The sequence below is a fragment of the Haloarcula amylolytica genome, from assembly GCF_049705545.1.
GTDB classification, from domain to species: Archaea; Halobacteriota; Halobacteria; order Halobacteriales; family Haloarculaceae; genus Haloarcula; species Haloarcula amylolytica_B.
Genome location: NZ_JBNAMU010000001.1, coordinates 257,893 through 280,012, shown reverse-complemented (window position 1 = coordinate 280,012; position 22,120 = coordinate 257,893). Strand labels below are relative to the sequence as shown.

General features: G+C 65.2%; 26 protein-coding genes. 11 read left to right on the top strand and 15 right to left on the bottom strand.

Annotated elements, in window-relative coordinates; all coding sequences use genetic code 11:
- Positions 1 to 170: 170 nt before the first annotated feature.
- Complete coding sequence (locus ACOZ4H_RS01495) at positions 171 to 1,853, bottom strand: histidine kinase N-terminal 7TM domain-containing protein (protein WP_424327648.1); 1,683 nt, start codon at positions 1,851 to 1,853, stop codon at positions 171 to 173.
- A 132-nt stretch (positions 1,854 to 1,985) separates the two neighbouring features.
- Between ACOZ4H_RS01495 and ACOZ4H_RS01490 the strand changes: the two genes are divergently transcribed.
- Complete coding sequence (locus tag ACOZ4H_RS01490) at positions 1,986 to 2,339, top strand: hypothetical protein (protein ID WP_121512004.1); 354 nt, start codon at positions 1,986 to 1,988, stop codon at positions 2,337 to 2,339.
- A 196-nt stretch (positions 2,340 to 2,535) separates the two neighbouring features.
- Here ACOZ4H_RS01490 and ACOZ4H_RS01485 read toward each other — a convergent pair whose 3' ends face one another.
- From ACOZ4H_RS01485 to hisH, 3 genes are read right to left on the bottom strand one after another with little or no spacing between them, the layout of a single operon-like run.
- Positions 2,536 to 3,270: an acetoacetate decarboxylase family protein gene (locus ACOZ4H_RS01485; RefSeq protein WP_424327647.1), complete on the bottom strand. Its 735-nt coding sequence runs from the start codon at positions 3,268 to 3,270 to the stop codon at positions 2,536 to 2,538.
- A complete protein-coding gene (locus ACOZ4H_RS01480; RefSeq protein ID WP_424327646.1) occupies positions 3,267 to 4,112 on the bottom strand; it encodes an SDR family oxidoreductase in 846 nt (281 codons plus the stop codon). Before ACOZ4H_RS01480 ends, ACOZ4H_RS01485 begins: the two co-directional genes overlap by 4 nt.
- 24 nt (positions 4,113 to 4,136) lie before the next feature.
- The gene (hisH, locus tag ACOZ4H_RS01475; RefSeq protein WP_424327645.1) at positions 4,137 to 4,784 is read right to left on the bottom strand and encodes an imidazole glycerol phosphate synthase subunit HisH; all 648 of its coding nucleotides are present in this window, start codon (positions 4,782 to 4,784) and stop codon (positions 4,137 to 4,139) included.
- A gap of 170 nt (positions 4,785 to 4,954) precedes the next feature.
- Here hisH and ACOZ4H_RS01470 point away from each other — a divergent pair, with 170 nt between their 5' ends.
- Positions 4,955 to 5,320: a hypothetical protein gene (locus tag ACOZ4H_RS01470; RefSeq protein WP_424327644.1), complete on the top strand. Its 366-nt coding sequence runs from the start codon at positions 4,955 to 4,957 to the stop codon at positions 5,318 to 5,320.
- 29 nt (positions 5,321 to 5,349) lie between these two features.
- Here ACOZ4H_RS01470 and ACOZ4H_RS01465 read toward each other — a convergent pair whose 3' ends face one another.
- The 4 genes from ACOZ4H_RS01465 to ACOZ4H_RS01450 form a co-directional block, all read right to left on the bottom strand.
- Positions 5,350 to 5,937, bottom strand: coding sequence for a uracil-DNA glycosylase (locus tag ACOZ4H_RS01465; protein WP_424327643.1), 588 nt, complete (start codon positions 5,935 to 5,937; stop codon positions 5,350 to 5,352).
- Between the two features lie 240 nt (positions 5,938 to 6,177).
- The gene (locus ACOZ4H_RS01460; protein WP_295716624.1) at positions 6,178 to 6,621 is read right to left on the bottom strand and encodes a RidA family protein; all 444 of its coding nucleotides are present in this window, start codon (positions 6,619 to 6,621) and stop codon (positions 6,178 to 6,180) included.
- 225 nt (positions 6,622 to 6,846) lie between these two features.
- Entirely contained in the window at positions 6,847 to 7,398 is a 552-nt protein-coding gene (locus tag ACOZ4H_RS01455; RefSeq protein WP_424327642.1) for a DUF99 family protein, read from the bottom strand.
- Positions 7,395 to 7,580, bottom strand: a complete 186-nt coding sequence (locus ACOZ4H_RS01450) for a DUF5786 family protein (RefSeq protein ID WP_004515979.1) — start codon at positions 7,578 to 7,580, stop codon at positions 7,395 to 7,397. Before ACOZ4H_RS01450 ends, ACOZ4H_RS01455 begins: the two co-directional genes overlap by 4 nt.
- A gap of 161 nt (positions 7,581 to 7,741) precedes the next feature.
- On the opposite strand from ACOZ4H_RS01450, the gene ACOZ4H_RS01445 reads away from it, so the two are divergent.
- Together ACOZ4H_RS01445 and ACOZ4H_RS01440 are read left to right on the top strand one after the other, a co-directional pair.
- Positions 7,742 to 8,353, top strand: coding sequence for an MBL fold metallo-hydrolase (locus tag ACOZ4H_RS01445; protein WP_424327641.1), 612 nt, complete (start codon positions 7,742 to 7,744; stop codon positions 8,351 to 8,353).
- A gap of 49 nt (positions 8,354 to 8,402) precedes the next feature.
- Entirely contained in the window at positions 8,403 to 9,308 is a 906-nt protein-coding gene (locus ACOZ4H_RS01440) for a hypothetical protein (protein WP_424327640.1), read from the top strand.
- Between the two features lie 51 nt (positions 9,309 to 9,359).
- Here the strand turns inward: ACOZ4H_RS01440 and ACOZ4H_RS01435 are convergent, their stop codons facing one another.
- Positions 9,360 to 9,509, bottom strand: coding sequence for a 50S ribosomal protein L40e (locus ACOZ4H_RS01435; RefSeq protein WP_004960523.1), 150 nt, complete (start codon positions 9,507 to 9,509; stop codon positions 9,360 to 9,362).
- A 146-nt stretch (positions 9,510 to 9,655) separates the two neighbouring features.
- Here ACOZ4H_RS01435 and ACOZ4H_RS01430 point away from each other — a divergent pair, with 146 nt between their 5' ends.
- Positions 9,656 to 10,729 (top strand): hypothetical protein, encoded by a 1,074-nt coding sequence (locus ACOZ4H_RS01430; RefSeq protein WP_424327639.1) that lies wholly within the window; start codon positions 9,656 to 9,658, stop codon positions 10,727 to 10,729.
- A 169-nt stretch (positions 10,730 to 10,898) separates the two neighbouring features.
- Here ACOZ4H_RS01430 and ACOZ4H_RS01425 read toward each other — a convergent pair whose 3' ends face one another.
- On the bottom strand, positions 10,899 to 11,414 hold the full coding sequence (locus ACOZ4H_RS01425) for a DUF367 family protein (protein WP_424327638.1): 516 nt from the start codon (positions 11,412 to 11,414) through the stop codon (positions 10,899 to 10,901).
- An 87-nt stretch (positions 11,415 to 11,501) separates the two neighbouring features.
- Between ACOZ4H_RS01425 and ACOZ4H_RS01420 the strand changes: the two genes are divergently transcribed.
- Positions 11,502 to 13,127 (top strand): redoxin domain-containing protein, encoded by a 1,626-nt coding sequence (locus ACOZ4H_RS01420; RefSeq protein WP_424327637.1) that lies wholly within the window; start codon positions 11,502 to 11,504, stop codon positions 13,125 to 13,127.
- Entirely contained in the window at positions 13,124 to 13,504 is a 381-nt protein-coding gene (locus tag ACOZ4H_RS01415) for a nuclear transport factor 2 family protein (protein ID WP_424327636.1), read from the top strand. Before ACOZ4H_RS01420 ends, ACOZ4H_RS01415 begins: the two co-directional genes overlap by 4 nt.
- Before the next feature lie 27 nt (positions 13,505 to 13,531).
- On the opposite strand, the gene ACOZ4H_RS01410 is transcribed toward ACOZ4H_RS01415, so the two are convergent.
- From ACOZ4H_RS01410 to ACOZ4H_RS01400, 3 genes are all read right to left on the bottom strand, one after another.
- Complete coding sequence (locus ACOZ4H_RS01410; RefSeq protein WP_424327635.1) at positions 13,532 to 14,242, bottom strand: class I SAM-dependent DNA methyltransferase; 711 nt, start codon at positions 14,240 to 14,242, stop codon at positions 13,532 to 13,534.
- Between the two features lie 111 nt (positions 14,243 to 14,353).
- Complete coding sequence (serS, locus tag ACOZ4H_RS01405) at positions 14,354 to 15,736, bottom strand: serine--tRNA ligase (protein WP_424327634.1); 1,383 nt, start codon at positions 15,734 to 15,736, stop codon at positions 14,354 to 14,356.
- A gap of 74 nt (positions 15,737 to 15,810) precedes the next feature.
- A complete protein-coding gene (locus ACOZ4H_RS01400) occupies positions 15,811 to 16,254 on the bottom strand; it encodes a universal stress protein (RefSeq protein WP_424327633.1) in 444 nt (147 codons plus the stop codon).
- Positions 16,255 to 16,361: 107 nt separating this feature from the next.
- Between ACOZ4H_RS01400 and ACOZ4H_RS01395 the strand changes: the two genes are divergently transcribed.
- From ACOZ4H_RS01395 to ACOZ4H_RS01380, 4 genes are all read left to right on the top strand, one after another.
- Positions 16,362 to 17,270 carry an MBL fold metallo-hydrolase gene (locus tag ACOZ4H_RS01395; RefSeq protein WP_424327632.1) on the top strand — a complete coding sequence of 303 codons (909 nt, stop codon included), beginning with the start codon at positions 16,362 to 16,364 and terminating at the stop codon, positions 17,268 to 17,270.
- Between the two features lie 143 nt (positions 17,271 to 17,413).
- Positions 17,414 to 17,650, top strand: a complete 237-nt coding sequence (locus ACOZ4H_RS01390; protein WP_424327631.1) for a hypothetical protein — start codon at positions 17,414 to 17,416, stop codon at positions 17,648 to 17,650.
- A gap of 113 nt (positions 17,651 to 17,763) precedes the next feature.
- Positions 17,764 to 18,711 carry a mechanosensitive ion channel family protein gene (locus ACOZ4H_RS01385; protein ID WP_424327630.1) on the top strand — a complete coding sequence of 316 codons (948 nt, stop codon included), beginning with the start codon at positions 17,764 to 17,766 and terminating at the stop codon, positions 18,709 to 18,711.
- A gap of 112 nt (positions 18,712 to 18,823) precedes the next feature.
- Positions 18,824 to 20,728, top strand: a complete 1,905-nt coding sequence (locus ACOZ4H_RS01380) for a cation:proton antiporter (protein ID WP_424327629.1) — start codon at positions 18,824 to 18,826, stop codon at positions 20,726 to 20,728.
- Here the strand turns inward: ACOZ4H_RS01380 and ACOZ4H_RS01375 are convergent.
- Positions 20,725 to 21,180: a PaaI family thioesterase gene (locus tag ACOZ4H_RS01375; protein ID WP_424327628.1), complete on the bottom strand. Its 456-nt coding sequence runs from the start codon at positions 21,178 to 21,180 to the stop codon at positions 20,725 to 20,727. The genes ACOZ4H_RS01380 and ACOZ4H_RS01375 overlap by 4 nt on opposite strands.
- 105 nt (positions 21,181 to 21,285) lie before the next feature.
- A complete protein-coding gene (locus tag ACOZ4H_RS01370) occupies positions 21,286 to 21,948 on the bottom strand; it encodes a DUF47 family protein (RefSeq protein WP_424327627.1) in 663 nt (220 codons plus the stop codon).
- Between the last annotated feature and the right edge of the window lie 172 nt (positions 21,949 to 22,120).

Genomic DNA, 22,120 nt, shown 5'->3' with positions numbered 1-22,120 from the left:
TTCACGGGTCACTTCGTTCCCCGTTCACGCGATTCGAGGGCTCACTGTGTTCGCCCTCGCAGCGCTCGGCCCCTTTCAGTCCCACCCGTATCGGCTGTGTAATCACACGGAGCATGCCGGCTGTGTAATCGGATTCAGTCCGGTCAGCGGACCGTCTCCGTGGCTACCATTCACGCCGCTTCGGCGGCCGTCCGTTCCTTTGGCAGTCGAACAGTCACCGTCGTCCCGTCGCTCGTATCGAACGCGAGGTCGCCCCCCAGCGTCGTGGTCGTCCAGCGGACGAGCCAGAGGCCGATGCCGCTGCCGTGGTTCAGGTCCGTCTCGCGGCCCCGCTCCAGCACACCGAGTTCATGTTCGGGGACTCCGGGGCCGTTGTCGCTGACGGTCAGCACGACATCGTCGCCCTCGCCCGTCGCGCCGACCGTGACGACGGCGTCCGGGACGTGCTGGAGGGCGTTTTCGACGAGATTGGTAAGCAGGATTTCCAGCAGGGCGGGCTGGGTCGTCAGTTGGAGCGTCTCGGGTATCTCGACTGTGACCGTGCCGCCGTACTCGTCGCGGGCAGACTCTACGATTTCGGTGGCGAGGTCGGCCAGCACAACGGATTCGAGGGCTGCGTCGCCAGTACCCGCTTCGGCGAGCGTCCGTGCCTTCTGGCCGGAGTCGACTAAACGACTGACCGACTGCTCGATGGTCGCCGCGTGGTCGGACTGCTCGCCGTCGAGTTCTCCCGCCAGCAACTCCGCCCGGGCCTGGATGACGACGCTCTCGTTGCGGACGTTGTGTCTGAGAAAGCGGTTGAGCACTTCGAGGCGGCGCTCGCGGCGAATCTCGTCTGTGATGTCCTGAAAGACGACCGTGTATCCCAGTTGTGTACCCGCCTCGTCACGGAGCGCCGTCTGCCGAACCTTGAATTCGCGGTGCCGGCCACCGGCTTCGATGGATATCCGCGAACTCCCGCCGTCTGTCGCGATGTCGTCACCCGTTAGAAAACTGTTCAGTGGCTCTGTCAGGCCTTCGCGCTTATCCACGCCCAGCATCCGCTCGGCGGCGGGGTTGAGGTTCACAACCCGTCCCTGTTCGTCCACGATAGCGACCGGCGTGGCGATGTCGTGGATGGCCGCTCGCTCGCCGGCCCGGCGGGTCGCCGGGTGGAACTCGAACATGTCGCTGCGAACGAACGCGTAGAGGTCCAGCGCGACGTGGGGCAGGAACAGGAGCGTCGTCAAGTTCACCGTCGGAGCCGGCCCGATGCCGCCGGCCCACAGCAACACCGCGGCCCCGGGCGGTATCGGACTCAGGCCCACCGCGAGCGCCTCGCGCCGGTACAGCGGGCCGTAGCTGACGACCGTATCGAACACCAGCAGGGTCCCGAAACTGACGAACAGCATCGCGACGATGATCGTGAGCAGCCCCACCGGCAAGACGGCGTAGTCGGCTCCCGCGCTACCGGCGGTCGGCACGACCCGGAACCCTTGCCAGACCACGGTGTGGAGCGGGTTCGTGACGACGAGTGCCGTTCCGGCGAGCGGCAGCACCGCTACGGCCCGGTACCAGCCGCTTTCGAGGACGTTCGTCCGACCGGTGTATCCCAGCGCAAAGGAGAGGAAACAGAAGCCGATCCAGATGATACCCAGCCAGGACACCATCTCCAGGGCAAGGCGCAGTGTCGGGTCGAACACCAGCAGCGCCGCGCCGTAGCTGAAACACCAGCCCGTCTGTGTGACGATGGTCGCGACGAACCACCGCGCGCCGGGCTTGTCCCAGTGCATCCGGAGCTGTGCCAGCAGATACAGCGACCCGATCCCCGAGGCAAACGAGCCCAGCGCCAGCCACGGGAGGTCGAGATTCATGTCGGAACAAATCTGTACTCCGTGTTTATCTTTCTGGGCACAGTACAAGCATTGATAACTCCCCCGTCGCCTGCCAGATAGCCGGGACGTGGCTATTGAAGCCGACGCCGTTTTGTCACCCCTTTCCGTAGCATGGATGTGACCGGAGTCGAGGAGTGGGTGGCCGACCTCGAAGCTGCCGGGGAGCTGACCCCCGACGCAGTGTCGGCTATCGTCGACGTCCACGGCGACCGCGGCCACCAGGCCATCGAGGCTGTCGGCGAGAGCCGGGTCAAGCAGTACCGGGATTTCACCGTCGTCGTGGGCCACGACGACGAGTACATCGTCGAGGACGGCGGCTGTACCTGCGCCGACAGCGAGTACAACCTCGACGCCGACGACCCCGACCAGCTCTGCTGGCACGCCATCGCCGTTCACGTCGCCGAGGCCATCGACGCCGTCGACGAGCACGACATGTGGTACTCGGAGGTCCGGGAGTTCCTGTAGACCACCTTTTTCAGCGTCGGGTTCGAGTCGCGCTCCCCGAGCGCGCTCGAACCACTCCTTGAAAAACGTGGGCGAAAAAGGCCGGACTCGCCGCTCTGCGGCGAGTCCGGGGAAACCGCGCGCCGTCGGCGCGCGGTATGCTATGCGGCACGGCTTCCGCACCGCTCTGCTCCGTTCCTGCTACTGCACCGCCCCGCTACCGCTCCACCGGCCGCCCAGCGCCGTACGCGATCCGACCATCCAGCGAGAACCGAAGGACGGACCGGGTACCGAGGTCGAGGGAGCGGAGCGTGTCGGCCCGCTCGTGGTTGCCCAGGTCCACGTCGACGCGGTTGCTCAGCGGTGCGACCCCCAGTTTCCCCTGGAACTCGATTGGCGTCCGTTCGAGTTGTCCCTCCCGAACTGCGTAGCTCTCGACCGTTTCCCGGCGCTTCCAGGCTCGGGGCCAGTCTATGCCGACCGTTGCCACGCGGCTACCGTCCTCGACGACCGTCGTCTCGCGGCGGGTCGCGTCGTCGCGGTGGGTGATGTCGGCGACCGTTTTCGGGTAGCCCCAGATCTCGTCACCGAGGGCGCGAGCGGGTTCGGTTGTGACAGGGAGTGACCAGACGTAGCCGCCGACGTCGCGAGTCAGCAGTGGAAGCAACGTCGGCCGCCGCCCGTCTGGCGTCGCCGCGACTATCACCGCGAACTCGTCGTAGGGGGCCATCGCGTCGTCGCCGATGTGGTGGTACTCGACACAGAGGAGCACAACTGCGGCCCGGCGGCCCGCCGTCCGGACCGGCGTCAGTCCATCGGGCAGCAGCGACTTGGCAACGTCGTACCGCGCCGAAAGCGCCGCACCGGCGACCGTCGCCTCGGTGACCAGCGGCAGCGTCACCTCGTGGCCGGTCGAGAGCCGGACCCGGTCGCCGTCGGTCAGTTGCGTCATAGCCACCGCCCCAGAAACGCGCTCGCTCGGCCGAACCCGCGGTGAATCGGGTCCTGCAGTCGCGCCGGAAGCCAGTGGGTCCACCGGACGAACGTGGCGAAGGCCCCGACGGGGTAGCGAGCCTTCGGCGCGGTGTCGGTCGCCGCGGCCAGCACCGTCGCGGCGACTGTCTCCGCGGTTGTCGCCAGCGGTCCGCCGGTGAGTACCCAGCCGTCCTCCAGCGCCTCGTACGTCTCGTCGTAGGCTGGCGTCCGGCCCTCGTCACGCAGACTCCCCAGCGCGCCATCGGCGAAGCCGGTGTCTACCCACGCCGGTTCGACGAGCGAGACGTGGACATCGTCCGCGCCGGCGACCTCTATCCGCAGTGCGTCGGACAGCGACTCGACGGCGGCCTTGCCGGCCGAATACGCGCCGAGCCCGGGCGAGGCGGTATGGCTCAGCACGCTAGAGACAGTAATGATGCGCCCGCCGTGCTCGCGCATCTCGGGTAGCACTGCCTGTACGAGCCGGTGTGGGCCGTGGACCAGCACGTCGAACTGCTTGCGAACGTCGCCGCTGTCAGCGTCCTCGACCGGGCCGGCGACGCCGTAACCGGCGTTGTTCACCAGACAATCGAGCCGTCCCGCCTCTTCGACGATGTGGTCGACGACGCCCTCGACCTGCGCCTCGTCGGTCACGTCGAGTTCGAGACAGCGACAACGCTCGTGGATATCTTCGGGAAACGCCGTCCGAACGTCCGTCGCGTAGACGGTCCAGCCGTCGTCGGCGAACGCCCGCGCCGTCGCCGCTCCGATACCCGACGCTGCCCCGGTGAGCAGGACGACAGACTCTCCTGTAGACATACGAACGAATCCCGAGTCCAGAACTCAGTGGTCGAGGCAGTAGTCGACGTAGTTCCGGAGGATGCGCAGCCCCGTCTCGCCCGACTTCTCCGGGTGGAACTGCGTGCCGAAGACGTTGCCGGCGTCGTTGGCGACGATCGAGGCGAAGTCCGACCCGTAGTCAGTCGTCGCTACCGTCGCGTTCTCGTCGTCGGGGACGGCGTAGTAGGAGTGGACGAAGTAGGCGTGTTCGCCGTCGACGCCCTCGACGAGCGGGTGGTCCCGCGTCACGTCGAGTTCGTTCCAGCCCATGTGTGGCACGGTCTGGTCGCGGCTGAACCGGACGTTCTTCCCGGGGATGAGGTCCAGCCCTTCGGCGTCGCCCTGGCCTTCGTGGTCGGCCTCTTCGCTCGTCGTCAGGAGCATCTGCATCCCGAGGCAGATCCCGAACAGGGGCTTGCCGGCCTCGGCCTGTTCGACCAGCGCCTCGCGGAACGGCCCGGCGTTGTCCATCCCTTCGGAGAAGGCCCCGACGCCGGGCAGGACGATGCCGTCGGCCGCGTCGAACTCCGCCGGGTCCTCCGACAGCGAGACGTCCGCGCCGGCGCGTTCGAGCCCGCGCGTGACGCTCCGGAGGTTCCCCAGTCCGTAATCGACGACGACCACGTCCGCGGTCGTCTGTCTGACACTCATACGTTCCCGTAGGCGAACAGGGGGTAAGTGACTTCCTGTTCGAACAAGCCTTCGGCACAACCACTGTCCGGCGGGCGGTACCGATTACAGTCATACACTGGCTCCGACGAGAATATCAACTGTGAAAATAAACCAGCCCAGTTTTATTCACCTACCGCATACGGCCGCTGATGGTTGATATTACAGAGGTCTTGTATGTCGACGGTAACGTTCTCATCGCTGAATTTCCCGAAGAGATGGAGATGACGGATGAGACGTTCGCGGAAGTCAACGAGCGGTTCGAAGAACTCGCCTCACAGCCGGCGGTTGATACGCACATCTCGAACCTCCAGATGGAGGCTTCGCTGAACGACGACGTGTTCACGCGAGCACAGGAAGCCGCGGAGGCGGGCAAGGAGTTCGGTATCACGGACTGGGTCATCGTCTCCGAGGGGATCAAGAAGATGGCGCTCAAGAGCCAAGTCGGCGAGATTCCGGACGTTGATATCTCGCTAGTCGACACGAAGGCAGAGGCGATGGATATCGCAGCCAAATAGCGGTTCCGGGCCGTACTACCCGACTGTTTTTAAAACTCGCCGAGCCGCGACTGTCCGCTCTGCGCGTCGGTGAACTCCGCGGCGGTCGTCAGCGCCGACTCGAATGTCTCCCGCTGGCTGGGGTCGTACAGCGTCGCCGCCGGGTGGACGGAGACGAGCACGCGGCGTGGCTGGCCGGCGATAGCCACGTCGAACACGTCGCCCGCTTCGCCGGTGACGGCGACGTCACGCTCCAGCAGGTGCTCGGCCGGGACTTTGCCGAGGGTGATGACGACTTCGGGGTCGACGCGGTCGATCTCCGTCTCCAGATAGTCGCGGCAGTTCGCGAGTTCGCCTTTCCGCGGGTCGCGGTTGTCCGGCGGGCGACAGCGCACGCAGTTGGTGATGCGCACGTCGCCGCGGTCGAGGCCGGCTTCGCGCAACGCCTCGTCGAGCACGTCGCCGCTCCGCCCGACGAACGGCTCGCCCTGTTCGTCCTCGTTCGCGCCGGGGGCCTCCCCGACGAACAGCAGGTCCGCGTCCGCGGGGCCGACGCCGTTGACGATCCGCGAGCGCGAGCGACAGAGCTCGTCACAGCGCTCACAGCCGACGACGTCGAGACCGTCCATCTGCTCCATGTCCCGTCGTTCGCACCGGGGGCTCTCAAACGCAGCGGTCCGCCGCTGGGCCTCTGGCCTGGAATCCGGTTCCGCTGGGTACAGCGACAACAGCCGCCTGGAGTCCGATTTCGCTTATCAGCCAGTAGCGTGCGCTACTCGTGTGGCCCGTCGCGCCTGTGTTCTTTTCCCTACTTCCCTGTCGTCGGCCTGCCGACGCGGGTCGAAACCGTGTTCGACGGAGTCAGACTTCGCCAGTGATTACCGCTTTACACCCGTCGCTTCGATCTGTACCGCCGCATCGTTCGGTAGGCTTGCGACACCGACGACGGTCCGTGACGGTCGCTGCCCGTCGAAGAACGCCGCGTACGCCTGCTTGACACCTTCCAGCTGGTCCATCTCCGTGAGGTACACCGTCGTCCGCATCAGGTCACGCGATTCGAGACCGGATTCGGCGGCCATGGCACGAATCTGATCGAGCACGGCCAGCGTCTGTTCCCGGACATCGCCGCTGCGAACCGTTTCCGCGTCGGGGACCTGCCCGTCGAAGAACATGAGTTGGCTGTCCTGCTGGCGCGTGCCGTAGACGCTGTGCTCTGTCGGCTGATCGCCTTCGTACCGGGTCACGCTACTGTTGATATTCGTTTGTTCGTTCGTTTCTGCGGGCTCTACAGTGTTCCTCGCCTGCGTTCTGCTTTCTGCCATTGTGTTTCTACGTATGCAGCCTCGGACGATCAGTCTGGCTTTAGCTATCGCTAAAAATAGGACAAAATAGGACATTGCTACCACTCAGACAGTTACGAAATCCTGTCCTCAATTTAGCTATAGATAATAACCCAGCTGCGGTAGCTGAAGTAGTGACTCCGATCCGCCCGTTGTCTCGGCAGCCAGTGTCACACTGTCTCCGGGCGGGCGCTCCCGCTACGTGATTCACTCCATCTCGACCAGTCCCCGCGCTGCCAATCGGGCAACCCGGAGCGGTTCCGGACGGCCGCCCTCCGGCGTGAACGCGCGGACGACATCCGCGGCGGTGCTGTCGTCGAGGCCAACGCTCCGGACGTACACCGTCTCGTCGTTCACCGACACCGGTCGGCGCTCCGGCTGGGCACGGTAGGTCGCCAGCCGGTCCTGCACGGCGTCGGGGTCGTCGAACGCCTCACGGATAGCGCCCTCAAGCCCCGACGAGGATTCGAAGGTGACCGAGATGACCGGTAGATCGGCGTGGTCGTAAATCTGTTGGAGGTCAAGTATGTTGAACCACGCTGGTGCGATACCCGCCACCAGCAAGTAGCGGACGTCCTCGCGGTCCAGTCGGTCGACCATCTCACACACCGTCTCAGTCGCGTCGCTCCCACCGACTGTGGCAGTACTAAAAACAAAGCCGTCAGCCACCCTACTGGCGCGGACGACGGCGCCAGCGAACCGGCTGGTTTCCGCCCGGTACGACTCCGCGACGCCGAGGGCCCGTGCCCCGGATTTCACGTGTTTTGATTGTCTTTGATGTCTTCCAGTCTATCGAGTAGTTCGTCGTTCGACGCGGTGAACTCGTATTCGATGTCGCCCTCGTGGGCGTTTTCTTCAGCATCGAGGCCGTCCTCGTCCTCGAAGTCTGTGTCGTACTCCTGATTGTCTTGTTCCGATTCGTCGTAGCTCCCGAACCCCATGGTACGTGTACAACTATGACGTTCTTAGTAAAAAATCACTCGGCGACACTATCGTGTTTGATAATCAATATTTCCCCGACACCTGTGAGTCGAGGTACCCCGTCCCGGTAGGGGTGACGGCGGACAGTACACTCAAGCGGGCCGCGCCACAGTGGTCGTGTATGGACGTTCACAACGTCACCGCCGAGGCCGAGACGTTCACCTGCAACGCCTATCTCGCGACCGGCGAGCAGACGGCGCTGGTCGACGCCGGCGCGATGCGCGGCGTCGTCGACGTCATCCGCGAACACGCCGACGCGCTCGATGCCGTCGTATTGACCCACCAGCACGGCGACCACGTCCAGCAGCTCGACGCCGTCCTCGACGCCTTCGACGCGCCGCTGTACGCCTACGGCGCTCATCCGCGCCGGGACCACGCACTCGACGACGGCGATACTCTCACAGTCGGCGACGAGGAGTGCGAGGTCGTGTACACGCCGGGCCACGCCGACGACCACGTCTCGCTCGTCTCCGAGACGACCCTGTTCTCCGGTGACGTGGTCGTCCACGATGACGGGGCGTTCGACGACGGCTCCTTCGGCCGCACCGACCGCCCCGGCCAGTCCCGTGAGCGCCTCATCGAGAGCATCGAGGACATCCTCGACCGCATGCCAGCAGGCGTCGAACACATGTATTCGGGTCACGGCGGGGTCTTCCACGGCGACGTTCGCGAGGTCGTCGAGCGCGCCCTCGAGCGAGCGGAACGCCGTGAGCCAAAATATCCCGACGAGTGAGTGTGCTACGCGGCGCAACGCTCTACTGATAGGGCCGATATTCGACTGCATGAACCAGCGATCACTGACGGGGGCGGCGCTCGCGCTCTCCGGCGTCGTGCTGGCCGCTATTCAGGTGCTCCACGCGGTCCAGCAGACACGGATTCCGGTGGCGGTCGCGGTCGATGCGCTCCCGTTCGCTGCAATGGGGCTGGCGATAGCGTACGCGGGCGTCTGGCTCGCTCGCGACACGACGTTCGGGGGAGCCACGTCCCGAGTGGCCGCGTGGGCCGCCGGCGGGACCGTGGCGTTTGCCGCCATCGCGGCGCTCCTGCTGTTCACCCAGCGCGTGACCTCCGGTTCGCTCGCCCGCGCGTCGTATCTGACAGTGGACCTCGTCACCGTCGGCGCGCTGGCGGGCGTTCTGGTCGGCCTGTACGACGCCCGGAGCCGCAGTCGGCTCCACGAACTGGCGGCCGAGCGCGACCGCATCGAGGCCTTCGCTGACAAGGCGGCCGACGTGAACAACTACGGGCGAGCCATCGCCAGCGCCCCCAGCGTCGACGGCGTCGCCGCCTTCGTCGTCGAGGCCTTCGGCACGATAACCGGCATGGAGGAGACGGCCGTCGTCCGGCTCAACGACGGCGACGCGGTGGCGCTGGCCAATACCATTCGGACCGTGCCGGTCGATGTCGTCGGCTCGTTCGCACAGACAGTCCGGACACAGCAACAGGGTGAAGTTACTGTTCACGACCGGCCCTTCCCCGTTGATCTCTCCGAATCCGTCACCGACTGCGTCTCGGCAGTCGTTCTAGGCGACGAGGGCACGACGACAGTTGTCATCTCAGTCACGACGGACGGGACGACTGTCGGCGAAGAAGATCAAAAGCTGCTGGAACTCATCGTCTCGCACGCGTCAGTCCGCATGGCGGCGCTCGACCGCCGGCCGGCGGACAAAGGATACACCGACCAGTAGCGAACTGGCGACGAACTGCCACCGGGTGCCGGCGGCAACGGGTCCCGAAAATCAGGCGCTGCGGGTCTCTTTCGCCTTCGGACGCAGGTTGCCGTAGCCGCACTTCCGGCACTGCTGTGCGCGCTGTGGGTTCCGAGCGTTACACCGCATGCAGATCTGCTTGTTGAGGAGTCGGTCGGACGCTGTCTCGAAGCTAGCCATGCGCGGTCATTCCCGGTGCGCGCGTTTAAGCTTTGAGTTTCGGTCTGGCCTCGGTGGCGTGCGTCTGCCCGCTCTCAGCCCGGGGGTTCTGCCTCATCGGTACTTGTTGTCGCCGGCTTTAGATACCGAAGCTGCGAAGCCGGAGTATGTACGACCAGGTCGCGGACCTGCCGGTCACCGTCGAGAGCTGCGCGTTCGAGCGGCTGGAGCGGGCGACCTCGAGCGGGTTCGACCGGGCCACGACTGTCATCCACCTCTCTGGTGGGAGCGAAACCGGGAGCGGCGAGGACGTGACGTACACGACTGAGGCCCACGACGCGCTGCAGGACAGTAATGTGTTGGAGGGTGCGGACTCCCCGCTGGCTGGCGAGTACACCGTCGATTCGTTTTCGACGGCGCTGGATGAGGCCGACCTGTGGCCCGAGCCGCCCGACGAGGAGCGCTTTCGCCACTACCGTCGCTGGGGGTTCGAGAGCGCGGCGCTGGATCTGGCGCTGAAGCAAGCCGACACGGACCTCGGGACGGCACTCGGCCGGCAGTACGACCCGGTGAACTTCGTCGTCTCGACACGGCTCTCTGACCCGGACGACGACGCGCCGCCGACGGCGGACCGGCTGGCGATGCTGTGCGAGCGCTACGGCGACCTGGCGTTCAAGCTCGATCCCACGCCGTCCTGGGGCGAGGCTCTCGTCGACGACCTGGCCGACTACGACGTCCGCGTGCTGGATCTGAAAGGGCTGTACGAGGGGACGGACGTCGACGTCGAGGCCGACCCCGAGTTCTACCGCCGCGTCGTCGACGGCCTCCCGGACGCGCTGGTCGAGGACCCCGACCTGACCGAGGCGACCCGGCCGATTTTCGACGGCCAAGAAGCCCGCGTCACCTGGGACGTGCCTATCACCGGCGTCGAGAGCATCGAGGCGCTGCCGTTCGAACCGGCGTGGCTCAACATGAAACCGTCCCGTTGCGGGACCGTCGAGTCGGTGCTTGCGACCATCGACTACTGCAAGCAACACGGCATCGGCCTGTACGGCGGCGGCCAGTTCGAGCTCGGCGTCGGTCGCGACCACATCCAGGCGCTGGCGTCGCTGTGCTACCCTGACGGCCCGAACGACGTTGCGCCCGGCGGCTACAACGACCCCGAACCGGACATGGACCTCCCGACGAGTCCGCTGACCCCGCCAGCGGCGCTGAGCGGCATCGGAACGGGCTTTTCGTAAGCACCCTTAGAAGTGAAGGAAAACCTACAATACTGTTCGAATACTAACTAATAGTATGCGGTGCCAAGCCTGCGGAGAACGCATCGACGACGTGTTAGAGGCACACGCACGGCGGGCCTGCCCGCACTGTGATGCGCCGCTCCACGAGAAGCCAGCAGAGCCCCGGTGACTACTCCTCGGCGAGGTAGTCGTCCTGTACGTCGATGACGTCGCTCGAATCCTCGCAGTTCGCGTACCGCTCCAGCGGTTCCTCATTCAGTTCCAGAAAGGTGTGGCCCCAGGAGAACGTCGAGAGGATTCGCTCGGCGTGGTCACGTTCCCCGAGAATAGCCAGTGCGCCGGCGAACGCTTCGACGGTATTGAGCTGGAATGCAGTCCCGTAGTTGACCGGATTGCCGGCTACGAGGAACGGGAGCGAGCGGTGAATCCCCTCGAGGTCGAACGCCTCCCGTTCGGCGGTCTCCCAGGAGCAATCGAGCGCGACCAGTCGGCTGTGGCGAGCGCCGTCGCCGGCGGTCGGCCGGTCCGCTGGAGACAGCGCCTGCTCGGCGAAGGGGTTGAGCACGATACCGGGCGGCGTCGACCGCGTCGCGCGGTGGAGTTCGGCCTCGTCCATCCGGGCCAGTTTCCGCGCGCTGCATTTGTCGGGGTCGTCGTCACCCTCGTACCGGACGTGCAGTTCCACAGGAGAGCTATCACCCTGACGGATAAAAGCACCTCGCTCCGTGATAGCGTGCAAACACTGTTATAGCCGGGCTTGGTTGTATAAGATGTGCTTTCAGAGGGGACGGCGGCACCACTGTTCGAACTGCCGGCGCTCGTCGACGGCGACCGCCAGCGGATCGGGCTGTCCGACTATCTCGGCGAAGATGTAGTCATTCTGGCCTTCTATCCGGCGGATTTCAACCCGGCCTGTGACGACACAGCCTGTGATCTGGACGAACTCGATCTGTTTACGATGCAGAAGGACGTGACTATCCTGGGAATCAGCCCGGATTCGGTGTACAGCCACCGGGCTTTCGCCGACCGTTACGACCTGAAAATCCCGCTGCTGTCCGACACCGACCACGACGTCGCCCGCGAGTACGGGCTCGATTTCGTGGACGACATCGGCCAGCAACTCATCGAGCGCGCCGTCGTCGTCATCGACCACGATGGCGACGTGCAGTACGCCTGGAGTACCGACGACCTCCAGCAGCTCCCACGCGTCGAGGAGATCAAAGACGCTATCGCGGACACCGGCGGCGACGACACCGCGTTCGCCCGCTACCGCGTCGGCCACGCCCACTACACGGAGGGGCGGCGGGCGTTCACCGCGGCGATGAACGGCTTCCGCGAGTCGGAGTGGATGGTCGCACAGGGTGACTTCCAGCAGGCCCGTGAGGAGTTCGAAGCCGCCGAGGACCACTTCGACACCGCTGTCCGGTTCGTCGACGACGAGTCCCTGAAACCGATTTACGAGGACGCGAAGACCAAGGCGAACTCGCTGTGGCAGGCCAGCGACTGGCTCACCCAGGCCGCCCGCGCATACTCAAGCGGGGACGGGGCGGAGGGCCAGCAACTCCGGGACGACGCCGAGCGACCGCTGGAAACAGCTCGCAGCTACGAGGAACCCCCTGACCCCGACGGTCCGTGGCCGCCGGGTCTGGAGACGCTGGAAAAGGACGCCGACGACGACCAGCCGGCCTTCCTCCCACAGGACGAGATGGCTGTCGATACCTCGCTCGACGTTGACATCGACGAAGCGGTCGGACGGACAGACAGCGAACTGTCGGAGACGGCGTCGTCGGCCGCTGGATCGGCGCTGGATTCGACACCGTCGTCCGAGGCTGCCGACGGGGCCGACGAGATGCAAGGCGCAACCGACGGGACGACGGCAGAATCAGCCGACGAGACAACGGCAGCGGGGACAGCCGAACAGCCGGCAGACCCGACGGCATCGGCCGACGGAGCGACGACTCGTTCGGACCAGTCGACAGCGGCAGAATCCGATGGATCGGCGGCCGATGATGCGCCGCCGGACTCGGTGTCGCCGCCCGACGGAGAGGGGGAGATTTCGGAGGTCAACGACACCGATATCGAGGAGATACAGGCCGAACTGGCCGCCAGCGAGGCAGAGAACGAGTCGACGGAGTCACTGGACGAGGCTCCGACTGCGATGGTCGAAGCGCCTCCCGACACCGTCAGCGGCGCGGACGACGACTCCTCCGCACAGGGCGCACCGGACGGCGATCAGTCGACTGCCGACCAGCCGTCGGACGCTGAACCCTCGTCTGGCTCGGGAACCAACGACTCGGTCGAACTGGACCTGGCTGATCCGGTAGCTACCGGCGATGGCGAGGAAGGCGACGCCGAGAGCAACAGAGACACATCCGACGATCCCGAAACCGATACGTGACGCGACCCGCTCTCGTTCAGCGCGCACGGGCCTACTACGACGCCATCGACGGCGACGACTACGACCAGTTGGCCTCACTGCTCGCCCCGTCGTTCGTCCATGACCGCCCCGACCGGACCATCGAGGGCCGGGGCCGGTTCGTGCAGTTCATGCGCGAGGAACGGCCCCAGACAGACACTACGCACCCGGTAGACGCTCTCTACTGTCGCCAGGAAGACAGTGCGGTGGAGCCGGTTGACGGTGACAATATGGAGACGGCGGAGGTCGCCGCCCGCGGCCGCCTGCTCGATGCCGACGGCGAACGGATCGTCGGCTTCGTGGATGTGTTCACCTTCGCCGGGGACGACATCGAACGCATCGAGACGTACACGCACTGAGTCCCGACTCCCTGCGGACTCGCGGTTTCACTGTCCCGGCAGCGACAGCCGAACGCCGTACGCCGACCCGTCCGTTTCGGTCCCGACGAGCGCGTCCACGGTCCACGGCGTCTCGCTGACCGCGGGGCGGAACCCCGACGGTGTGACCAGCAGCAGGTCAGTCCACGGGCCGGTCAGGCTGTCGTACTCGACTCGGAAGGTCCGGTAGGCGACACCGGGCTGGACGGCATGGGCGGCCTCGGTTGCGGGATCTACTCGGTCGAGCGTATCCATGTCGGCGACGAGACAGCCCCCGGGCCGCGTCACCGTCGCCAGTTTGGTGAGGGTTGTTCGGAGGTCGCTCAGCGAGGTCCCGAGGCCGAGTTGCTTGCCCAGGGCGACGACGGTATCGAACCCGTCACCGGGTGGCCGCCGGAGGTCGCCGACCACAGGGTGCGTGACCCCGCGCTCGCGGGCGACCGCGACGGCTCCCGGGCTCCGGTCGACTGCCAGCACGCTGTGGCCGCGCTCCTGCAGGGCGAGTGTGTGTCGGCCGACGCCACAGCCGGCGTCGAGGACCCGGCCCGTCACTTCTGAGAGCAGGCGCTGCTCGATGGGATGCCACGCAGATGGGGCGTCGAAGTAGCCCGCCAGATGTGCCTCGGTCAGCGTGTCATCGTCACGGCGGTAGGCGGGCTGCTCCGCGAGGGCGTCGCGATGGCAGTCCAGTACCATTTGCCCGAAAGCGTCGTCCGGCATACCTCGACGGTGCTGGCGGACGAATGTAATAGTGTATTGAAATATGATGCCATGTAACGCACCACATACGGGAAAGCGGGACGCCGGCCGAACACGGCGGTCTGCGGCGGCCTACTCCTTTTCGCCGGCTCCGACGGCGCTCTCGCCGATTTTCTCGGAGCCCTCGATGACTTCCTGGCCGCCCATGTACGGGCGGAGGGGTTCGGGCACGGTGATGGTCCCGTCGTCGTTCTGGTAGTACTCCATGATGGCGACGAGGACGCGCGGGACAGCGAGTCCGGAGCCGTTCAGCGTGTGGAGGTAGTCGGCGGATTCGTGCCGTTCCGGGCGGTAGCGCAGACCGGCGCGGCGGGCCTGGAAGTCCTCGAAGTTCGACACCGAGGAGACTTCGAGCCAGCGGCCGCCGCGGTCGGGGCCGTCCGCCATGTCGTCGCCGGGAGCCCACACCTCGATATCGTACTTCTTGGCCTGTGTAAAGCCCATGTCGCCAGTACACATGTCGAGCACGCGGTAGGGCAGTTCGAGGCGGTCCAGCACCTCGGCGGCCTCGTCCAGCAGGCTCTCCAGTCGGTCGTAGCTGTTCTCCGGTCGAACGAAGTTGACGAGTTCGACCTTGTGGAACTGGTGGACGCGGACGTACCCCCGCGTCTCGGTCCCGTGTTCGCCGGCCTCGCGGCGGAAGTTCGGCGAGAACGCCTGATGTTTGACCGGCAGGTCGTCGTCCAGCAGAATCTCGTCGCGGTACATGTTGGTGACCGGCACTTCCGCCGTCGGGAGCAGCCACAGGTCGTCGCTGTCGTAGTCGTCGTCCTGTCTGGCCCCGACGCGGTAGGCGTCCTCGGCGAACTTCGGAAGCTGGCCGGTCCCTTCCATCGAATCGGAGTTGACCGGAATCGGCGGGAGCACGTCGACGTACTCCTGTTCGCGGTGGACGTCCAGCATGAACTGGATGAGCGCGTGCTCTAAGCGCGCCCCCTCGCCCTTGACGAACTGGTAGCCGCCGCCAGAAACCTTCGCGCCGCGCTCGAAGTCGAGCAGGTCCAGGTCCTCGCCGAGGTCGTAATGAGGAACTACTTCCTCGGGCAGGTCCCGGAGGTCGTCGAACCCCTCGCGGTAGCGCTCGACGTTGTCCGATTCGTCCTCGCCGGTCGGGACCGACTCGTGGGGGATGTTCGGCAGTTCCAGCAGGGCCTCTTCTAGCTGGGTCTCCAGTTCGTCGGCCCGCGCTTCGACGTCCTGTAGTTCGTCTTTGAGTTCCTGCGAGCGGTCGATGGCTTCCTGTGCCTCCTCGTCTTTACCTTCCTGTTTGAGCTCTCCGATCTTGCTCGACACTTCGTTGCGCTCTTGCCGGAGGCCGTCGCCTTCGGCCTTCAGTTCCCGCCACTCCTCGTCTATTTCGAGGATTTCGTCGAGGTCCACGCCCGTGACGCCCTTCCGCTCGATAGCGTCACGGACCGTCTCGGGGTTCTCCCGGACGAACTGTCTCGATAACATGGACGACGGTTCTCGACGGCAGAAATTAGGCGTGTCGGTCCTGCGGTGGGTCTATCCTCGACCGTCGACCCCCGCTACGCCTCGCCGCCGACCTTGACGGCCAGCACCGGCACCGGTGAGGCCCGAACGACCGACTCGGTGACGCTGCCGATGAGTTCCCGGGACGGCCCGGTCCGCCCCTCCGTCGCCATCACCACGACGTCGATGTCGTGGCGCTCGACGTAGTCTACGACTTCCTCGTGGGGGACGCCCTGTTCGACCGCTGTGGTCACGGTATCGATGTCAGCGTTTTCGGCCTGTGCGCGGACGTCGTCGACGGCCTGCTGGCCGGCGTCGGCGAGGCGGTCGAAGATGCTGCTGTCCTCGAAATCGGGAATCTGGTCGACCACCTGCTCGGTTTCGAGAACGTGCAGCGCGTGCAGACTCGCGTCGTGGCGCTCCGCAAGGTCGATGGCGTGCTCGGCCGCGGTCGCGGACCCCTCGGAGCCGTCGGTCGGAACGAGTACAGCGTCGTACATACAGTGGTGTTTCCCAGTCCGGGTAAATGGTTTTGCCCTTTCTGATTCCAGACTGTCACGACGGCCGCAGCACAACGGTTTTGCCCCCGCCGGTCACGAGAGAGTGTATGGGAATCGGTGACGTTTACGAGGTGACGGTCGGGGACTGCACAGATGTCCACTACGTCGACGTCGGGATGTACGACGTAGCCGAGTACGGGCCCGTCTACATAATCGATGCCGAGCGACCGGCGCTGGTCGACACCGGTACCGGCGCGCGACACGAGACTATCCTCTCGGCGATGGAGTCGGTCGGGATCGCGCCCGAGGACCTCGAAGTCATCGCGACGACCCACGTCCATCTGGACCACGCCGGCGGGGCCGGCTACCTCGCCGAGGACTGTCCGAACGCGACGGTGTACATCCACGAGGCCGGGAAGCGCCATCTCGTCGACCCCGAACGAATCTGGGAGGGGACGAAACACGCCGTCGGCGACCAGATACAGTACTACGGCAAACCGATCCCGGTCGCCGACGACCGTATCGAGACGCTGACCGACGGCGACGTAATCGACCTGGGCGACCACTCCCTCGAAACCCTGTACGCACCGGGCCACGCCCCGCATCAGGTCGTCTTCTACGACCCCGTCATCGACGGCGTGTTCACTGCCGACGCCGCCGGTATCTACAATCCGTCGACCGACGAGATGCACGTCACGACCCCGCCGGTGAACTTCACGCTCGACCAGGCGCTCGACGACGTGGCCATGATACAGGACCTCGACCCGGATATCCTCATGTTCGGCCACTTCGGTGCCGCCGAAACCGGCGACAAACTGGAGACCTACGCCGAAATACTACCTGAATGGGTCGCCGAGGTCGAGCGAAAACGCGAGGAACTCGGCGACGACGAGGCGGTCATCGACTACTTCGTCGAGCGGGCCGACACCGACACCTGGGGCGAGCGCAAGGGCCGCGCCGAGATGCGGCTGAACGTCCGCGGCGTCCTCGTGGCGCTCGATAACCGCGAGAAATGAGCGTACGGCCCCTATATTTTATATAGGTTACACTATCGTGTTTGGAAACACAATACCGCCGGACGTAGCTGCTGTTTGCAGCGAAACCCATACACCACATCATTAAACCGTTCGGGTGACTGTACCGGACGAGGCACTACTGTATGGGATTCCTTGATTCGTTTGGCGCACTTGTGAGTAGTATCATCGCGGCGATTGTGATGCTGGTGTTCGCGATTCTCAGTTTCTTCGTGACGGTGTTCATCGTCCAGATGGGGGCCGGCCTGGCTGGGTTTTCACCGACGGGGGACTTCGTGGTGCTTTCGGCCGCTATCCTGGCGACGGGGGCTATCGTCGCCGGCGCATCGCCGATGACTAGCCTCAGCGGCGTCTCGGAGTAACGGCCCGGCGCGGCGGTCGATCCGTTTTTGTGACACTCACCCGACAGCGGCCCGTATCTCCGTTCCCATCACGAATACCCGCCTTTCTCAAGGCCGGGCCACGGTGTCGTGGTATGCGCCGAACTGGCTACCTCTCGTTGCTCTGTGCGCTCGTCCTGTACGCGGGGTCGCGCTTCGTCCGTCGGTTCGGCTTCGACGAGCGGGTTTTCGGGGTGGAACTCGAACCGCTCACGCTAATGGGCCTGACGCTGGCGGCGTTGCTGCTCGCGTTCTACGGGAGCTACACCGTCTGCCAGGCGTATCTCCTCGCCCACACGCAGAACAAACGCCGCCGGCATGACGTGCGGAACGCCCTCCGGCTGACCTTCGGTATCCTCGGAATGGTGGCAGTGTTCGGCGTCGTAACCCGGGAGTGGGTGAGCGTACTGTTCTCGCTCGGCGTGCTCGGGTTCGCGGTCACGTTCGCGCTCCAGCAACCGCTGTTCTCGCTCATCGGCTGGCTGTACATCATGACCAAGCGGCCCTATCAGGTGGGCGACCGCATCGCTATCGAGGAGATGCGCGGCGATGTCGTCGCGGTCGATTTCTTCGTGACGGAGGTGTGGGAAATCGACGGCGACCTCGTCTCCTCGAACCAGCCGTCGGGCCGCATCGTCACTGTGCCCAACAGCACGGTGCTGTCCGCGCGCGTCGTCAACTTCTACGGCGAGGGCGTCCAGTACGTCTGGAACGAACTTTCGATACAGGTCGCCTACGAGACAGACCTGCAGTTCGCGTCGGACGAGATGATCGACGTGGCGACCGACCACCTCGGGGACGAGATGGCCCGCCAGGTCCGCGAGTACCGCGACCGCCTCGCGGAGACGCCGGTCGAACTCGACGTGAACGAACGGCCGACGGTCAACATCACGCAGGGGGAGTCGTGGGTGGAACTCCGTCTCCGGTACCTCGTGCATCCGCGCCGCGGCACCCGTGTGCGGAACGCGCTGTACGCTGACATCCTCGAACGGTTCAACGAGCATCCCGACCGTGTGAAGTTCCCGGTGAGCCGGAACCGGTGAGGTCGGGCGTGGTACCGGGATCAACGGGTACCTGACTCCGAACCCGCGTGTCCACCAAGTGAGTGCGTTTATACGAGGCCGATACGTTAGGCTGGACAGATGGAGGCCAACTGTGGCTGGTAGTTCGGGGTTACTGATTCCGCTCGTCGCCGGCATCATCGGACTTGGCGTCCTTGCACAGGTCCTCGCCGCACGCCTGCGTGTCCCCAGTATCATCTTCTATTTACTGGTGGGTGTCATCATCGGCCAGCCCGGACTGGGCATCATCGGCGACGGCACCTTCGGCGGGGCGCTGTCGGCAATCGTGGGCTTAGCGGTCGCAATCATCGTCTTCGAGGGGGCCTACCACCTCCGGTTCGACCGTCTGCGTGAAGCCCCGGCTGCGACGTTCAGACTCGTTACCGTCGGTGCGGCCATCGCACTGGTGGGCACCGCTATCGCCGTCAAGTTCGCGTTCAACTCCGCGGCCGTCTCTTGGAACCTCGCGTTCCTGATCGGTGCGCTGCTGGTCGCAACCGGGCCAACGGTCATCACGCCGATCCTCAACGTCGTCCCGGTTCGGGACCGCGTCGCGGCCGCGCTGGAGACGGAGGGGATCGTCAACGACGTGACCGCGGCGATCATCGCCGTCGTCATCTTCGAGACGGTCAACCCCGCGGCGTCGAGCGAGGGGCTGTTGCGGGCGTTCGCGCTCCGCCTGGGAACGGGGCTGCTCGTCGGGCTTCTCGTTGCCGGGGTCGTGTACTACCTCCTCCAGTACGTCGACCTCTCGCCCGGTGACGCGCCGCGGAACTCCCGACTGCTCGTGCTCGCCGGGGCGCTCATCGCCTACGCGGGTGCGAACACGATAGCAACCGAGGCCGGCGTCGCCGCCGCCGCGACGGCGGGGATGGCGCTTGGTAACGTCGACCACCCGTACGAGGAGGACATCGAGGAGTTCAAGGGCGACATCACGCTGCTGGTGCTGTCGTTCGTGTTCATCGCGCTGGCGGCCCAGTTGGAGCTCGCGTCGCTCATCGACGTCGGACTGTCTGGCATTATCGTCGTTCTCGCCGTCGCGCTGGTCATCCGGCCGTTGCTGGTGTTCGTCTCGGCCGTCGGTGACCGGTTTACGACCAACGAGAAACTGTTCGTCAGCTTCGTCGGCCCGCGCGGTATTATTCCGGCATCTGTCGCCACGCTGTTTGCCGTTGAACTGAACGCCGCGGCCGAGGAGGTCACCGGGGCACAGGCCGAACTACTGGGGACGCAGGCGGATATCTTGCTGGGCACCGTCTTCCTAGTCATCTTTGCGACCGCCCTGTTTGAGGGCGGACTGGCGCGATACATCGCGGAAAAACTGGATGTGATACCAATGCGAGTCATCATCGTCGGCGGCGGACAGGTGGGCCGAGCGCTCGCCGCACGCCTCGAAGACCGGGGCGAGAACGTCGTCATCATCGAGCAGGAGGAAGAGAGCGTCGAACGAGCCCGCAACGAGGGGTACGCCGTCGAGATCGGCGATGGCACCGACACCGACATGTTGCGGTCGGCCGGTGCGGACAACGCCAAGACCGTCGTCGCGGCGACCGGTGACGACGACGCGAACCTGCTGGTGTCACAGCTAGCGAGTTCAAAGTTCGGCGTCGACCGGGTCATCGCCCGCGCGAACAACCCGGACAACGTCGAGGCCTTCGAGGACCTCGGCGTTCGGACCATCTCCTCGGCGATGGCGACGGCCTGGGCCATCGACAACCAGATCGAACGCCCGGCCATCGCCCACTGGATGACCGATATCGGTCGCAGTGGTGACGTTCAGGAGGTCGAGGTCAAGAACCCGGACCTCATCGGGAAGCCGATCAGCGAGATCGGTCCGATGCTGCCCGAGGCCTGTCTCGTCGCGCTCGTCAGCGGCGAAGGCCACGAGAACGCGGAAGTGCCGACGGCCGACTACGTCCTCGCAGCGGGCGACATGGTGACGCTGCTGGGCCGTCGGGAGTCCGTGCGCGACGGGATGAAAATGGTCAGTGGCGACTAGTCGTCGCCGGTAAGCTGTTTGACGTCCGACTCGTCGACGCCTTTCGTCCACGGCGACTCGCCACGGTCGCCGTCAGTTTTATACGTTCCACGAGCACTCGCGATGTGATGGCCATCGGTGTCGTACACTTCGGCATCGACGACTGAAACGCTCCCGCCGTTCCGAACCACCTCTGCCTCGGTCCGTAAATCGGTGGTTGCCGGGGCGAGATAATCGATCCGCATGTCGACCGTCGGCGAGACGGTGCCCGACTGTGAGACGACGGCCGCCCCGCCGACGGTGTCGACGAGCGAATACGTGACGCCGCCGTGTGCGATCATCGATTCGGGGTTCGAGGAGTGGCTATCCTCTAACTGGAGTTCGCCCGCCGCGTAGCCGTCCTCGACGGCGGTTATCTCCATCCCTAACTGCTTGACAAACGGGATGTCGTTGAACATCGATTGGAGGCTCATGGCTATCCCCACGGAACCGAGTCGGATAAGCCCCCGACAACGGACGGAAACGGGCTCGGTGTGGTCGCCCTTCGCTCTGGCCCTCGCAGTGGCTCGATGGCGGGCCTACATGTCCGCTCGACAGAACACAAGCTGGTCGGCGGCGTCCTCGATCGCGTCCGGGACCGCGTCCAGCGACCGGACGAGTTCACGGACGACGAGGGCGTCGGCCGTCGACTGCCCCTCGAACGCCCGCACGACGATTTCGTCCCGGTACTGGTCACACTGTGACTCTAGTTCCGTGATTCGGTCGACGGCGTCGGCAATCGCTGGTGGGGAATCGTCAGTCACGAGCGCCCGGACGTATGCTTCGATAGCCTCCGTCAGGAGCGCGTTGGCCTCACACGCCAGCGCGGCGATGTCCTCTAACCGCTCCACTGTCGGCTCGGTCAGCGTCGGCGACATCGCATCGAGGTCGCGAACGAACGTCTCCGCGGCGTCCGGGACCGCATCAACCATCGTGAACAGTTCCGTGAGCTCTGCCCCGCGGAGGTACAGCGCGGTGAACTCCGGGCGTGCTCGGCCGACGGCTCCGCAGAGCCGCCGCCGGTAGTCGTCACAGACCGACTCCTGCCGCCCGAGTTCGGCGGTCGCGTCCGCGAAGGCCTGTGTGTCGCCGTACACCGCGAGCGCCTGTGGCAGCACCACGAGGCAGTCCTCGACCGCGGTGAGATACGTCCCCGTCCTGTCTGCTACGTCGACAGTGTGCTCCGCTGTTCTAGTTCCCATCAGTGTACTCAAGCGAAAACCCGCTGGAAAACGCTGCTATGTGAGCTATATACCGGTTTGGTAGAGTTAGTTGACCGTTTTCGCTGACACGTCCCCGGCCAGTCGGGTGCCGCGCCCGACTGGCAGCGTCTCACCCCCCGATGACCTAATATGGTTTTAGGCAGATATGTGG